The 14,787-nt window shown below is 48.0% G+C and carries 11 protein-coding genes; 1 reads left to right on the top strand and 10 read right to left on the bottom strand.

The features are described from left to right. Positions 1–761: 761 nt before the first annotated feature. The 10 genes from Xsze_RS08390 to Xsze_RS08345 all read right to left on the bottom strand — a co-directional run bounded on the left by Xsze_RS08390 (position 762) and on the right by Xsze_RS08345 (position 13,073). The gene (locus tag Xsze_RS08390) at positions 762–4,067 is read right to left on the bottom strand and encodes an ImcF-related family protein (protein ID WP_099138851.1); all 3,306 of its coding nucleotides are present in this window, start codon (positions 4,065–4,067) and stop codon (positions 762–764) included. Further along, the gene (locus tag Xsze_RS08385; RefSeq protein WP_038236186.1) at positions 4,054–5,211 is read right to left on the bottom strand and encodes a hypothetical protein; all 1,158 of its coding nucleotides are present in this window, start codon (positions 5,209–5,211) and stop codon (positions 4,054–4,056) included. The genes Xsze_RS08390 and Xsze_RS08385 overlap by 14 nt, the downstream gene beginning before the upstream one ends. After that, positions 5,208–5,465 (bottom strand): PAAR domain-containing protein, encoded by a 258-nt coding sequence (locus Xsze_RS08380; protein WP_038236188.1) that lies wholly within the window; start codon positions 5,463–5,465, stop codon positions 5,208–5,210. Before Xsze_RS08380 ends, Xsze_RS08385 begins: the two co-directional genes overlap by 4 nt. Positions 5,466–5,473: 8 nt before the next feature. Further along, positions 5,474–7,801 (bottom strand): T6SS phospholipase effector Tle1-like catalytic domain-containing protein, encoded by a 2,328-nt coding sequence (locus tag Xsze_RS08375; protein WP_051462336.1) that lies wholly within the window; start codon positions 7,799–7,801, stop codon positions 5,474–5,476. Further along, positions 7,789–8,295: a Tli1a family immunity protein gene (tli1a, locus tag Xsze_RS08370; RefSeq protein ID WP_038236189.1), complete on the bottom strand. Its 507-nt coding sequence runs from the start codon at positions 8,293–8,295 to the stop codon at positions 7,789–7,791. The genes Xsze_RS08375 and tli1a (Xsze_RS08370) overlap by 13 nt, the downstream gene beginning before the upstream one ends. Before the next feature lie 209 nt (positions 8,296–8,504). Continuing rightward, the gene (gene tli1a / locus Xsze_RS08365) at positions 8,505–9,017 is read right to left on the bottom strand and encodes a Tli1a family immunity protein (protein WP_038236191.1); all 513 of its coding nucleotides are present in this window, start codon (positions 9,015–9,017) and stop codon (positions 8,505–8,507) included. Then, the gene (locus tag Xsze_RS08360) at positions 9,014–9,244 is read right to left on the bottom strand and encodes a hypothetical protein (RefSeq protein ID WP_038236193.1); all 231 of its coding nucleotides are present in this window, start codon (positions 9,242–9,244) and stop codon (positions 9,014–9,016) included. Before Xsze_RS08360 ends, tli1a (Xsze_RS08365) begins: the two co-directional genes overlap by 4 nt. After that, positions 9,232–9,741, bottom strand: coding sequence for a Tli1a family immunity protein (gene tli1a / locus Xsze_RS08355; protein ID WP_038236195.1), 510 nt, complete (start codon positions 9,739–9,741; stop codon positions 9,232–9,234). Before tli1a (Xsze_RS08355) ends, Xsze_RS08360 begins: the two co-directional genes overlap by 13 nt. A gap of 124 nt (positions 9,742–9,865) precedes the next feature. After that, positions 9,866–10,645: a toxin Tle1 chaperone Tla1 gene (gene tla1 / locus Xsze_RS08350; protein WP_038236197.1), complete on the bottom strand. Its 780-nt coding sequence runs from the start codon at positions 10,643–10,645 to the stop codon at positions 9,866–9,868. Positions 10,646–10,658: 13 nt separating this feature from the next. Continuing rightward, positions 10,659–13,073 (bottom strand): type VI secretion system Vgr family protein, encoded by a 2,415-nt coding sequence (locus Xsze_RS08345; RefSeq protein ID WP_038236199.1) that lies wholly within the window; start codon positions 13,071–13,073, stop codon positions 10,659–10,661. A gap of 371 nt (positions 13,074–13,444) precedes the next feature. Between Xsze_RS08345 and Xsze_RS08340 the strand changes: the two genes are divergently transcribed. Beyond that, positions 13,445–14,785 carry an MATE family efflux transporter gene (locus Xsze_RS08340; RefSeq protein ID WP_038236201.1) on the top strand — a complete coding sequence of 447 codons (1,341 nt, stop codon included), beginning with the start codon at positions 13,445–13,447 and terminating at the stop codon, positions 14,783–14,785. Positions 14,786–14,787: the final 2 nt, after the last annotated feature.

The following is a 14,787-nucleotide window of genomic DNA, read 5'->3' as shown; positions in this document are numbered from 1 at the left end:
TGTCCTCCTTAACTATTATGACCTTTCAAAGCGTTTATCTTCACTGTATTCTGACTTGGTAAAAACGCCCCATGCCAGATAGCTACCTGTCAGATCCACAGGCCTGCAACTCAGAATACTCCCCTATGATTATGAGCACCTTCTGTGTTATGGGGTATAACATAATATTTATCCTATGATGAATTGTTTAATCTATGCGCGTTAATATACGATTTATCGCTCGCCTACTCTGATGCAAAACACTATTTAAAAGACAGTAAACTCTTTTTTTTCAAAAAGATGGCGTAATAACTATCGATATTTCCCATGAAACATCAGTGATTTTACCCAATAAAACTTTACATAAATGAAACAACAAACTTGATTATTATTACATCTAGAAATAGTAACTCATTTGCAACACTGGGAAATGCCTAGTATATTCGGAGATACAGCACTGACTATGCCCAGTGAATTTCAAGGTGCAGCCAACAAAACCGCAGCTTGAAAGACAACAGGTATATAACGGCTTCTACACACCAAAGGAGCACTTACTGACTGCATCCCCCCGAACCCGCAGCTCAGTGAGAAATCGTTAAATCTCAATGGTCAGCATTGCTAAGGGAACGAGAGAACTTCCCGGTAATAATAAAAACCTCAAAATTGACGTTAACAAACCAACTATAAAATCATCTAATTTTCCGTGTTTGTTACATCTTTTTGGAGAACAGCTCCACAACACCAGGCTCCTGCGGTGATAACCGCAGGAGATTTTTTTATCATCAATTCAGAAAAATGCGCTCCGGCAGTGTGAAGTTACGCAGCTTCAGCAATAACAGGGGATGGCTTTTTCCTGTTGTACGCAGGGTGTAATTCAACCAACGCCCATCCGGCGCCTGCCACCGGAGGCGATAACGCGCCCCCGCCCCTGAAGGTGGGCCTGCGTTCACCGGCTCCACCCGGGCTTGTTCAAGTAAACGGACCCAGCCCCATGGACCGGGCATCTCCGCATAGAGGATCTCCCCCGCCTGCACACTGCGCCAGCTCAGGGTCGCCCCTTGGTCTGTGGTGTCATTCGGCCAGACAAAGGCTTGCCAAAAAGGCATTTGGTTGACGTAATCCAATTTCTGGTGATCGATAATCAAGGTGGTCTGCATGACCCCGTCCGCCGTGCCGGCCTCAAGGTCAAAATGCAGCCTGGCCTCCCCGTCGGCAAATACCGTGTCGGACAACATATTCAGGGTATCCAGCGCCCGCAGAAACTGCGGATTAAAGGTCAGCCCCTGTGACTGGGCCAGGTTCGGTACCCAACGGTGGCCGTCTTTCTGCAGCACCCCGCTCAGGTGGCTTTCCAAAAAATGGGGAATATGCCCGCCGTGGGCACGGAGGTATTGCGACAATACCGGCAGGGAGGCGTCCTGTGCCACATTCCTGAACGGATAGTGTGCCCCGACGTCGGCCTGCCATTTGTCCACCACCGCCGTTTTCCACTGTGCATTGAGGCTTTGGGCGGTGGGGGTCAGCAATTGTTGCCAGGATTGCGCCATCGGCGCGACGAACAGGGCCTGCCCCAATTGCTGTAATTCCCGGCCTAGACTGGCCGCCACACGCTGCCCGTAATCCCGCGTGTCGGACAGGTCGGGGGTTTTGCCCTGCATGATGGTTTGCGCCAGACGCCGGGAGGCAACGTGCGGCGCCCCCGATTGGGTGATATGCTGCAATTTCAGGCGCACACGGGTCGAGCGGGTCATAAAGCCCGACAGGCTCAATAATGTCCCCTGTGTTGCGTCGGCCTGCGGCTCAACCAGCGCCAGCAAAGGCGCAAATGTCGCCACCATCGGGTTAGCGCTGGCCCCGTCTTCCCCGCGGCCCGCCAGCGCCTGCTGCCCGGTTTTTCCCTGATAAGCCAGTGTATTCATCAGGGGAATAAGCGGGGATTGGCGACCATCCGCCATCAGGGCCAGCTGACTGGCTGTCTCGGCCAGGGTGGTGGCCTGACGCCAGCGAATGCCATTGAGGAACGTCCGCCATGCCCCGGCAAAATCCGTAAAATAACGGGCAGTCAGGCGGGCTTTCAGCTGCGCCGGTGACGCGCCATCCTGTGTGGCCGGATTGTCCTCCCGTAATACCCAGTCAATCTGGTTTTTCCGCTCATTCACCACCCTGTCGAGGGCGGGTTGCACCGTTTCTTCCCACGCCTTGCGGGTAAACATGCCCGGCACACTGCCCTCCGCGTACCACAGCCGGTCCGCCTCCGTTTCGCCCGTCATGTCATGCAGGCTGATATCCGCATACTGGTTTTTCACTTGCGCCAGCAGGGTTTGGTAGAGTGCCGATTCGGTCTGATCGCTGCCCATCTCCTGCCGCAGTGCGGTGCGGGCTTGGTGGATCAGCGCCCGGTCTGGCTCAATTTTCCAGGCCGGGTGGCGGGGCAAATTATCGGCATAGAACCCGACGGACGGCTGCGGGTGGGGTGTCAGCGTTTTCAGGGTGTCACGAAAAAAAGGCGCGGCCATGTTGTCCGGCTGCGCCATCATCAGATACGCTTTCAGCAAATGATAGATCGCCGGGGTATCCTGGCCTGCCGGGGCGTGGAGCCGGGCCGTGAGTGCGGCCTCAAGCGAGCAGGCCATGCTGCCGCGCAGCTCAGGCAGCACCGTGTGTTGGTACACCGGCCAGAGCGCCTGTCGCAGAGGCAAGGACTGATCCAGTCCGAAACGGCGGTACAGCGGGCTGCCCGCAGTTTCCTGACGCTGCAACGCCGTCAGCATGTGCTCAACCCGCTGTTGTGCCGCCTGACGCACCGCAGGCAACTGCTGCTTATCCCCGGCCAGGTCAGCCTGTTCAATGCTTTCGGTGATCAGGCTGCGGTTGGCAAAAAAAGAGACCAACATGCCCACACCCCAGGCCAACATCAGGCTGGCAGTAATGCCCTGCATGATTTTTACCCACGGCCACCCCAACCGGACAGGCTGTGTACCCGTTGATGGCTGGCGAACGAATGCCAATAGATCATCCCAGCGCTTGTCTTTGTACCAAGTGTGATCATGGTCATAACCTGCCGTCGGAATAGCGACAATCAGTTGACTGAACATTACCCCCGCCACCGGCAGCGGGCGATACCCACTTAGCAGCGGCGTCAGGGAAGCGGTCAGGCGTTCAATGCCCTCCGCCCGCAACCACCCGGCCAGTGACAGCAAAAAATCCTGCCGGCGATCGTTCATGATGCTTTGCGTTCCCTGCGCTATCAAGGCAGGCAGCAAACCGGCCAAAGCAGTACGCAAGGTTTCCGGTTGACACTGCAACGGCAATAAACAACCCACCGCAGGGACCTGAGTTTGATGCTCCTGTTGTACCTGATGCTGTTGTGCCGGATGCAAAGACCAGACATACACCGGCACTGTCCAGCCGAGGGCCTGATAACGGGTGTGAAGCTGGCGGGAAATCGCCTCAACAGCGGAGTTTGATAATGCTGAACGGGGTTTTTCCGGTGGTAATGTCAAGTGTTGATGGAAATCCTCCGTCACCCAAATAATGCCATCCAGTGGCCGACGGCGGCGAAGACGACGCAAGGTCTGGTTTATCAGCCCAGCGCTTTCTTCATCACTGTTGCCCCCCCAAACCAACAAAATCCCCGCCCCTTCCAGCCATTGCGCACTGACCAATCCCGGCACAAGCTGTTCTACCTGTTCCGCCTTCCCCATTAACATCAGTATATGGATTTTACGTTTCCAGAAAGGGCCGTAACGCAGTCGCAATGCATGGGCAAGGGTATTTTTCAGTACTGCCTGAGTCTCTGGTTGCGGCTGTATGATATTCTCTTCCGATTCCCCCACCGTTTTATACGCATCAACTTCGATCCACTTGCGCCACGCCATAATATAAACCGGGCACAGAAGAACCATAATTCCCCAAATAACAGCCGTTTTTAACATCAATTGGCGATAGGGAATTTGAGGTGCTTGAATGTGGTCGCCAAAGAAAAAATAAAGATGGGAAAACACAAGAATAAGAAGGGTAACAACCAATAAATAACTGATGACCAATAACGGTGGGAAGCCACCTTGTTTAATTTCAGGTCTTGCCATAATGTGCAACGACTCCTGTCACAAAGTTTTTTTGCTCAATGTTTCTCTCAGAATAAGATGCCATCCAGCCACAGGATTGTTGGTGTTCGATGCTATGTAATACGGATTGTGTAATGGCAATAAATGGCGCTGATGGCCCCAACTCACCAAAATAAGGGGCCAATTGATGTTCTACTGCTGACCAGCCACCCGGCAATATGGCAGCCATACTATCGGGATCAATCGCCAGGCAAACAGAGGGAATGTCTGAAAGTGAAGCATAGCGCATTAATTGTTGAGTCAATATTTTGGGATCTTCTTTTTCAGGCATAAACATTTCCGGACGATAAATGCCCACCTGACTCTCCTTATCAACCAACCACGCAAAGCCAGCTTCACCGGCGAGTTCACCTTCTGATATTGATTCATGACATGCCACACCGGCACATAACATTCGACGCATTTGAGGTGATTGCTGATAAAACAGGTCAATCAACCCATCAATATCCCTGACATCCGCCAACGGAATGATCTTGCCAGAAAATTGAATATTTTCTTGGCGCAATATCGTTAAGAACGCGGTTTGGCTTTCTTCATTGCCATACCATGCCACCGCATCAAAACGGGGCATATCTTTTGTTTTCAATTCTTCCATGGCTAACACCTGATGTGCCAATAAACGCGCCAGGGCGACAGTCCGGGTATTGCCCGTTCCCAATAATAACGGGCAAGCCAAGGTTTCCCCCTGCCATTTATCACTCTTGGGTAACGGTGCCGTGGGCGGGGAAACCAACAAGTTCGCCCAGGTATCCTGTTTATCGCCTAACGAACCAATCATGACTGCTTTTTTGACAGGCAAAGAGAGCGAGCGATTTTCCCACCATCTCTCCAAATGCTGGTCCACCACATCCTTATAACGATCATGACCGTAGGCATTCAATTGATAGAAGAAAAAACGGATGGCAAGCAAAGTGAGCCAAATTCCGACAGGAAAACCCAGTACCCAGAACCCGAATACCAGTGTTTTCATGGATTTTTGTTCGGGCCAAAGAAAAAAAGTGATGATGGCCATGATGCTGCATCCGGCCATCAACCCTTTCTTCCAGCGTTGCCACTGAATCGGGCTCGCTTCTGCGTAACCCGGATAGGAAGGCGGTGTTTTCATGGCCGTATATCCATATCGGACAATGAGCTGACCAGCGTACAGCCACATTCGCAACGATGACCATCCAACGCAACAGGTTTGCCATTAATCGTGCTGCCACTTGCCCCTTGTGCAATACTATTGCGGCCATGCTCATTGCAAACCACGGCATCCCCGACACAAGCAACCGGTTTACCAAATGCCTGATAGCTCCCGCTGACAACTTTCCCGCCATGTTCTCTCAACGTATCCCCCACGCGAATGATCTTTTTCATCTTTTCCCTCATTCCATCAAGCTTGGAGCCGATTTTTCGGCCACTTTATCTTCAGCAATATTGAGCAGTTTGCTGAGGTTCTTTTTGGCATCGGAGAAATGTTTCTCAATGGCTTGTTGTTTCTGTGCATTAATGACATCTCCCGGCGAGGTGGTGGGTTTCAATAAATCTTCAGCCCCTGCCACAAAAGGCAATGCCACGCCTGAAATTTGGTCAATAACCTGATATTCCATTGACATGATGCCGATAGTTCCCGCCAATCCGGCCGCCATACTGCCGATATCTTTTTGTTTGGCGATATAAACCACCCCACCCACCAGCGTTGCGATGCCAACCAACTGCCCGGCAACGGCAATCGGAGACAGTTCTTTATTGCTGCCACTGCCACTGAAAATCATCCGATAGCGGAAATAACCAGACCAGAGTTCACGTGATCCCAAATTATCGTGCATAAACCACGCGCGGGAGTCATGAACCTGATCATCAAACAGTGCACAAACCTGCGCCATCGTCGGATCGCTCGTGACCGTCCCCGCATTGTCACGAAACAGTTTGTTGTACAGCTTCAAGCCCTCTGCCTTCATATGCTCATATTCCGCACTTTCATCATCTGAGTTAATCAGGTAGATAACGTGCTTAGGAATAGTATCCAGTACCAATTGCGTAATACTGGTATGGGAGCGCATATGGTTGTAGAAATCATCCCGGAACTCTTTTGCCCCTTGGCCTATCTGGGTTTTATCTATGGTAGGTTCAAAAATGGGGCGTCCCGGCGCATTGGGATTTTTGCTTTTACGATCCTGTTTTATGTCACTTGTCTTGGTTTCATTGTTCTTTTTTTCTGTTTTAATCCTTTCTTTATCCCATTCGTTGGCTTGTTTAAAAAACGGCTGGGATTGATAACTTCCATAAGCAAAACGCCCAATTCGCCAAGCGGTTATCCACCCCATTTGCTCCTCAACCAAGGTTTCCAATGGCTTGCCAATAAGAATCGGTTCATAGCGGTTGTTGGGGGTCGATTTGGCAGGAAAAGGACTCTTGGATTCGGTAATGATAGTCGTGCGCCAAGCGTTGAAGCGTTCAACTAAAATTGAAGATATGTAAAATTCATCAATTGCACGTCGTGGCATAACTCTAGATGGTTGTGATGCTTTTACACTGTCAGGAATGACTGGTTGTGGGATCGTTAAAGGGGCTCCTGCGTCAAAAGCCGCTGAATATAAATCGTGTAAAGTTATTTGTGACAATAACAATCCCTGATCACCAATTGCCTTACCCTGATCCCCCGGAGGGTATCCACCACCAACATCGGAATGCATTCCCGGATAGAGTATTTCCAGCGTATTGCTCGGATATTCTCCACTCGGGCGACGGAGGGTATCGAGTGGGAAGCTTGAACGTTGCTCATAAGCCGCCACCATGTGGTAGCAAGATTTAACCAAATTGGGATAGCGGGATTCATCCGGTAGCTGTTGAGTACCATCCGCCCACCCCATATGACCATCCGCAAACGGAACAAGATGCGCAACTCCCACTGACGCTACCGTATCCAATAAGCCCAAAAACTCAATACTGACCGGCAACCCCAATAAAGATTGTTCAGGTCGTTCTGCCCCCTCGGGGGTTTCAAATAACTCAGCCAGCCAATTAACAAAGGTACGGGCTTCTGCGGCACCCCGGGAAAAACCATAAATAAACAGTTTAATAGCAAGTAACTTGGGTTTTGCAGTCTTGATTTTTTCTTGCAACGGCGCCAATAAACTTTTAATAGCCTGACGACGATTAACTTCACCGGTTAATGGCCAAGCAGCACACATCTCTTTAACTTTGTCTTGTATTATTTTTAGTGTAAGTGGAGCTTTTACTGCTCGTGCAAGGGCCTCTACTATTTGTAAGAGTGCCCAGTTAATTCGATTTTCTCCTCCGGAAGCAAAGGCCAACCCAGAAGTACTGTAATCAAGTTCACCGATGTCAGGAAAAGGGGTGCCTACTCCAGCCATATAATAATTAAAGTACCCGTGTTGCTCTGCGTGTTCTAATGAAGCATGATAAAGCTTAGCAATATTGGAGGGATGGGGTACTTTAGCCTGATTTGTATCATCTTCTTCATTATTATTTGTACCATCAAAAAACAAACTGATATGTAAACTTTGACTGCACACAAACCCATTACGACGCCCTGTTTCCTGATTAACTTCCAGTAAATATTGAACCTCTTCCTTTTTTTGCTTTTTTATATTCGCTTCCACCTGACGGGGATCTAAAGGCAAACGTCCTTGAATTGGAAATACAGGCGGTATCCAAGCCGACTGCTGTGATCCTATTATTTTGAACATGTAGCAGGCTCCTTCATATTTAAAGGTTCATTGATAGGATAATTGGGGGCACCATAAACAGCACAAGCTGTCGTGACCTTAACTTGATTACAGGTCAGGAAGTGCACGGTCAAAGAACAAGGGTCATCATATTCGGGTATATCAACGATAGCTTCATGTTGAACTTCACTCTCCTCACCTTCTTTTTTCCAAGCGAAATATTTTTCACGATCTGCATAACCCGGAAAGGTGGACGTGATATCTTTTGAGCTAACCCATGTGACTTTAGCTTTTAAACCCGGACGCCACTTAGCGGGTAATGAGATACAGCAGGTATCTCCTCCTACCCAACCACCATACCCATTTACTGAGAAACTGGTAATTTCTGACATAGTATGATTCATACCCCGTAAATTCCCTGCCAGCCAGTCATCATTATTGGCTAACGAGCAACCCGATATCAGCAAACCCAGTAATATCATCAAACCTTTCACTATTTCTTTGACTCTTTCCATTTATTGACTCCTGTTATTAATAACATCGTGAAATAAATCATTATGGCTTTGATCATTTTTGACAAAGCCATAATGATTTAATCAATGAGCTCCAAATAAATATTTAGCCACTTCTTTTTTAATATTCGCTTCCACCTTACGGGGCTCTAAAGGCAAACGCCCTTGAATTGGAAATGCAGGGGGAATCCAAGCCGACTGGCGTGAATCTGTTATTTTGAACATGTTTCTGGCTCTTTCATGTTACGAGGTTCTTTAATCGGGTAATTTGGCATGCCATATGCCCAACATGTCGTCGTGACCTTAACCTGATTGCAGGGTAGAAAATGTACAGTTAGCCCACACCGCTCCTTGTCAAATTCTGGAATATCAACGATGGCTTTATGCTGAACTTGATTTTTCAATACTTCCCTCTCCCAAGCTAAATACTTTTCGCTGTCTTCATACCCAGGGAATGTGGATGTCAATTTTTTAGATGAACTCTCCCATTTGACATGAGCTTTTAAACCGGGATGCCATTTAGCGGGTAATGAGATACAGCAGGTATCTCCCCCTACCCAACCACCATAACCATTTACAGAAAAACTGGTGATTTCTGACATGGTATGATTCATGCCCTTTAAATTACCTCCAGATGAATCATTGTTATTGGCTAATGAACAGCCGGATATCAGTAAACCCAGTAATATCATTGAGCCTTTCATTACTTCTTTTATTCTTTTCATTTATTAACTCCTGTTATTAATAACACCATAAAATCAATCATTATGGCTTTGGTTATTTCTGACAAAACGATAATGACTTGGCGGTTTAATTTCAGGTAAATATTGAGCTTCTTTTTTTGTTTTTTGATATTCGTTTCCACCTGACGGGGTTCTAAAGGCAAACGTCCCGTGATTGGAAATTCCGGCGGTATCCAAACTGACTGGCGTGAATCTGTTATTTTGAACATGTTGCAGGTTCTGTCATATTTAAAGGTTCATTGATAGGATAATTGGGGGCACCATAAACAGCACAAGCTGTTGTGACCTTAACTTGATTACAGGTCAGGAAGTGCACGGTCAAAGGACAAGGGTCATCATATTCGGGTATATCAACGATGGCTTCATGCTGAACTTGATTTTTCAATACTTCCTTCTCCCAAGCTGAGTATTTTTCACTGTCTTCATATCCAGGGAATGTGGACGTCAATTTTTTAGATGAACTCTTCCATTTGACATGAGCTTTTAAACCGGGATGCCACTTAACCGGTAATGAAATACAACAGGTATTTCCCCCCACCAAACCACCATAACCATCTACTGAAAAACGGGTGATTTCTGATGTGGTATGATTCATGCCTCGTAAATTTCCTGTCAGCCAACCATCATTATTGGCTAATGAGCAACCGGATATAAGTAAACCCAGTAATATCATTGAGCCTTTCATTATTTCTTTTACTCTTTCCATTTATTGACTCCTGTTATTAATAACACCGTGAAATAAATCATTATGGCTTTTATTATTTTTGACAAAACCATAATTATTTAATAAATGAGATCCGAATAAATATTGGACCTCTTTATAATCTCGATTAAAAACCCCGTTCATTATTCTCTCCGTGACTTTCACTGATATAGTCAGCCAAATCCCCCAAATATCCTTTTTTATTCGCTTCTATCGCAGTTTGATAGTAATAAGAAAAATAATGTTCTTTTGGAAGATCGTGATGAATCAATGTTTCCGACTTTAATAATTTTTCAGCATCAGTAATGCAGCCGATTAATTCGAACTGGCGATCATCAAAGACCAATGGGGTACATTGATCCGGCTGTGGCATATTAGGTTTAAATGTGCCGAGCTTCCAAGCAATTTGGTTATCTCTGTCCAGCCAACTCCAGACAAAAGCAATATCCAGAAATAATTCACGCTGCTCAGGAGTTAAAATCTCTGCCAATAATTTCGGAAATACGCGTGGATCGTAAAAACGCAATAAACAGGATTGTTCTCCCCATTGCACATCTGAAAAATATTGCAAGATTTTGCAAAGTGGCTCAAAAGGCATAGGCGATATCAACAATAGCAAGCGTGATGTGTGACAAAAATGGTCAATCAGTTCATGCAGCCAATTTTTATGCTGCCAGCAGTCAAGCTGAACCCGGATTAAAAGCGGGGCCTGATCGAGCAGGCCCTCTTCTGGCTTTCCATCAAATAATGTGAACCACTGAATCTCAGGCTGCATGCGTTGCAGTGCCGGAATAATTGAATCATCCAATCCGGTTTGATCGACGATGATATCAATCGTGTTCAAGTTCATGGTTGCACAGGATTGTTCTATTTTTTCCAGCCATTGCTGGCGTATTTCCATTGTCATTCTCTTGCTCCCATTATTCACGGATCAATAAACCGGCGGCTTGTTCCTGCGCTTTTTGCAGGCATTCTTTACACACGGATTGCGGAAGTTCAGGTAAAGGAAATTCCTGACCCGCCGGGCCATCCCAAATGTGATTACCTTTTAGGCTCAGATTGCTGGGGCCATGTATTTCGATTTGCCCATCCGGAGAAATGCGGACATAAGCCCCGCCACTGCCTAATGTGATGCCATTTTTTGCTGTAATCTGAATATGTCCTTGTGTCGACTGGATCGTAATGTCTTTTAATGCTGTTGTGGTGAGCCGGTCAGCATGTGATTCGATTTCAAAATGCCCTTTCCCTGAAACCAGCCGCACGCCTTCAGTTTGGGACAGCAGGGAAATTTTGTTCTTGGCGTTGATACCGACTTTTTCCTCACTGGAAATGTGGACCTCTCCCACACTTTGTGCGTACAAGGATTTACCACTTTGCAACAACACAATATCGGGGCTGACAACACCAACACCATCAGGGGCGCTGAGTAACATCGCCGGTACTTTGAGTCTGTCCACATTTTCAAGGTAGCTCTTCAGGCTTTTTGCATCCGGCTGTAAATTATGGTGGCTTTCAGTAATCGATCCCCAGTTTGAAACCTGATTGACCGCCCCCTTAACTAACGTGATAGCTTCCCGCATATCCAGAACATCACTTTGGGCGCGATCTTTTTTATCCGCACTGATAAACAACCCTTTGCCTGCCCGGATCACGCCCCAGCTGTCCGTTCTCAGCTCAAACCCCTCTCCGCGCTTTTCCTGCTTAGCATTCACCAGATGCCCAAGATTCAGCTGGCTTTTACCACCATATTCGGTGCTGAGTTTTACATGCTCCTGGCCGCGTTTGTCTTCCATGCGCAATTTATTGTTGGCCGGGGTGCGGATAACGTTGCGGGTATGGTTGCGTGCCGCCACATGGTCCGGGTGGTAGGAGTCATGCAAGGCATGGGCAATGTATGGCCGGTCGGGATCGCCTTCGTGGAAGGCAATCGCCACTTCGGTGCCCTGTATCAACGGGAAATGGATACCGTAAGTGTCCCCCGCATAGGGTTTTGCCAGCCGCATCGGCATACTTTCGTAACCCAGCCGTTTTTCATCGCGGTCCGCATCAAATTTCACCCAATATTGCCCGCTTTGGCTCTGGTGGGCGTAAATGTCGCTGTTTATCGGGCTGGTGACACGGGCGGTCAGTGTGCCGCTGAGCACCGGCCTCGGTTTCAACGGCGGCCGCCAGCACAGGCTTTCACTGAACGGCACGGCGGTGAGGCTGACCTGCAAGGCCGTTGCTCGGCTGGCACTGAAACGCAGGTGCGTCACCAGCACCGGGGACTGAAAGACTGCCGGCAAGGTAGAAGGCGTCGTCGCATCCTCAATCGTCAGGACTTGCCCCGCCATTAACGTCGGGTCGGTACTTTGGGCATGCAGCAAGGTCTGTCGGGACAGAAAGCGTTCGTGGTCAAGGCGCGCCCAGAAGTTGGCGGTTTCCGTTTCCGGGCGCAGCTTATCCCCCGAGCTCAGGTGACGCAGTTTGTAGTACGTCACATCCCCGTAGGTCATTCCTTCCCCTTCGCCCCGTGTCATGTCCGCCTGGCCGGAATTGAGGATATGTTGCGCGGTGCGGTAGTTATAGTCCTTGGTCTGCACAGAACGCTCAACCACCTGATGGCGCAAGGTCAGTCCCCAAACGGAATCTTGCCCGTTATCGCTCATGCCCGACGGGCTGTTCAGCGGCAGGTTTTTACCAAACTCATAGCAGCGCTGTTTATCCCCGAAGTGGATCACTTCGGTCTCGGTATCCGGCTGTAAACGGAAGGTGTAGAAAATCCCCACGTCGGCCAGCAAGCGCTCGATAAAAGCCCGGTCGCTTTCGTTCGCCTGATTGATTTGTTCCCGTTTGGGGTAGGTGTGTTTCAGGTTAAATTCGAATTCCCAGCCCTTGAAGCCATGCTCCCGCAGGATGTGCTCGACGATTTCCGGGACTGACTGATTGAGGAAGAAACGGTAGGAGCGTTTTTGATGGCGCAGCAGTGAAAATTTCGGTTCGAGAATAATTTGGTACAACGCTTCATCACGGGAGCCGCCCAGCCGTTTAAAATCGGTGACCACACCATGTACCACCCGCCTGATTTCCGGCGGAAAACGGGTGCCAAACTCGGTTTTGCCCGGTGTCCGGTAAGTCAATGCCGTACTGCGGCGGAGCATCTGCTGGGGCGGAATATCCTGATCCGCGCTGGCAAAGAGGATGCGATAACGGTAAGTGTCGCTCATGGCTTCACGCCCGGTAAAACTTTCCACATCCAGTTCCGCGTCACAACCCTGTACCTGCAACTGATAGCGGTTCAATGAATCAAGAAGTGCCTTGCTTATTGCAATGATATCACCAGATAATTCGCTCATTTCAAGCATTCTCCTTTGTTAATTACCCTAGCCCTGTCATTGAATGGTGTTTCTGTCAGGTATGCCTTGAACACCGCGTTTAAATGACAACACTCTACCTGATGGCATATCGATCAAAACATAAGATTTATTTTAAAATGCATTAATAGCAACCAAAAAGCGGCCATATAATCAACAATTACAGAAAAACAACCGATAAAATTGATTAAATTCACTACGGAAAAATATTTTTTATTCAGTCAAACATAGACGTAAATTACCCACTCTGCCTGTTCACTCCCCGATAAAGCCTGTAGAATTATCTATACTTTCTGGGGATGTCACGCCACCAAGAGACCATTCATTTCACTTCTTATAAATAGGTTTTTACGATGCATCAGTCTGATGTCGTTGATCGCTCGCTTTTCTCATTAAGCTGGCCAATCTTCATTGATATTCTTCTGCATATGGCAACTCTATTGATCAATACATACATGGTCAGCCATATTTCATCTTCTTATCTCGCTGCCATGGGTGTGGGCAATCAGGTTTTTGATCTCTTCATTACCATTTTCAATTTCATCAGCGTGGGCTGTACCGTTGTCATTGCCCAATATCTGGGATCGGGAAAACGCGATAAGGCCAGTCAGGCTATTCATATCTCCATTGCGTTTAATTTTGTGCTGGGCTTTACCTGTGCGTTGATGACGATTTTCTTCGGCTATAAAATCCTGAAAATCATGAACCTGCCAGAAAATCTAATGGCCGATGGGTTTGCATATTTGCATATTCTCGGTATCTGTCTGATACCTGAAGCCGTTTCCATTATTCTGGCCGCTTGTCTGCGGGTATATGGCAAGTCAAAAGCCGCAATGTTTGTCACGCTGATTGCCAATTTGCTTACTATTGTCGGCAATATGATTGTCCTGTACGGGTTCTTTGGCCTGCCTCAATACGGGCTGGAAGGTGTGGCATGGTCTACGGTATTTGGCCGTACTGTTGCCGTGGTTTTGCTTTTCGGATTGCTGTTCAGCGGGTTGAAGATCAAACTCGAAATAAAATGGCTTATTCACTGGTCTAAAAATATGCTGAGCAAGATCTTGCACGTCGGTTTGCCATCAGCAGGTGAAAATCTGGTTTGGATCTTGCAATATATGACTGCCCAAGCCTTTATCGGGTTAATGGGAGAAACCTCTCTGGCAGCACAGACTTTGTATTTCCAGTTGTCTCTGTTCATTATGCTGTTTGGTATTTCCACCAGCATCGGCAACGAGATTATGGTCGGCCATCTTGTCGGGGCAAAACGTTTTGAAGATGCTTATGTCAGGGGATTCAAAAGCCTGCGGATTGGTGTGATCGTCACCGTAGGGGTCGTTCTGGCATTCTGGATTTTCAGGGAGCCCCTTTTGGCTATCATGACGAAAGATGAGGCAATTATTCAACTGCTGCTGCCTCTGTGTCTGCTTTCTGTCTTTTTAGAACCAGGCCGTACTTTCAATATTGTGATGGTCAATGCATTGCGTGCTTCCGGCGATGCCCGTTTCCCACTTTTTATTGCCACCATTTGTATGTGGGGAATTTCCATCCCTCTCGGTTATTTCCTCGGCATTACCATGGGTATGGGAATTTTAGGGATCTGGATCGGGTTCTTCTTCGATGAATGGGTTCGCGGGATAATTAACGCCTGGCGCTGGAAATCCAAACGTTGGCAAACGAAGCGTTTGGATATCTGATA

Source organism: Xenorhabdus szentirmaii DSM 16338, from assembly GCF_002632585.1.
In the GTDB taxonomy this organism is placed as follows: domain Bacteria; phylum Pseudomonadota; class Gammaproteobacteria; order Enterobacterales; family Enterobacteriaceae; genus Xenorhabdus; species Xenorhabdus szentirmaii.
Note: the sequence above shows the minus strand (reverse complement) of the source record. Positions and strands in the feature narration are given on the sequence as shown.

What these genes read in the sequence shown, in the direction of transcription:
- Xsze_RS08375 (WP_051462336.1), bottom strand. Translation starts at nt 7,801, where the DNA reads ATGTTCAAAATAATAGGATCACAGCAGTCGGCTTGGATACCGCCTGTA.
- tli1a (WP_038236191.1), bottom strand. Translation starts at nt 9,017, where the DNA reads ATGAAAAGAATAAAAGAAGTAATGAAAGGCTCAATGATATTACTGGGT.
- Xsze_RS08340 (WP_038236201.1), top strand. Translation starts at nt 13,445, where the DNA reads ATGCATCAGTCTGATGTCGTTGATCGCTCGCTTTTCTCATTAAGCTGG.
- tla1 (WP_038236197.1), bottom strand. Translation starts at nt 10,645, where the DNA reads ATGACAATGGAAATACGCCAGCAATGGCTGGAAAAAATAGAACAATCC.
- tli1a (WP_038236189.1), bottom strand. Translation starts at nt 8,295, where the DNA reads ATGGAAAGAGTCAAAGAAATAGTGAAAGGTTTGATGATATTACTGGGT.
- Xsze_RS08345 (WP_038236199.1), bottom strand. Translation starts at nt 13,073, where the DNA reads ATGAGCGAATTATCTGGTGATATCATTGCAATAAGCAAGGCACTTCTT.
- Xsze_RS08385 (WP_038236186.1), bottom strand. Translation starts at nt 5,211, where the DNA reads ATGAAAACACCGCCTTCCTATCCGGGTTACGCAGAAGCGAGCCCGATT.
- tli1a (WP_038236195.1), bottom strand. Translation starts at nt 9,741, where the DNA reads ATGGAAAGAGTAAAAGAAATAATGAAAGGCTCAATGATATTACTGGGT.
- Xsze_RS08390 (WP_099138851.1), bottom strand. Translation starts at nt 4,067, where the DNA reads ATGGCAAGACCTGAAATTAAACAAGGTGGCTTCCCACCGTTATTGGTC.
- Xsze_RS08380 (WP_038236188.1), bottom strand. Translation starts at nt 5,465, where the DNA reads ATGAAAAAGATCATTCGCGTGGGGGATACGTTGAGAGAACATGGCGGG.
- Xsze_RS08360 (WP_038236193.1), bottom strand. Translation starts at nt 9,244, where the DNA reads ATGTTCAAAATAACAGATTCACGCCAGTCAGTTTGGATACCGCCGGAA.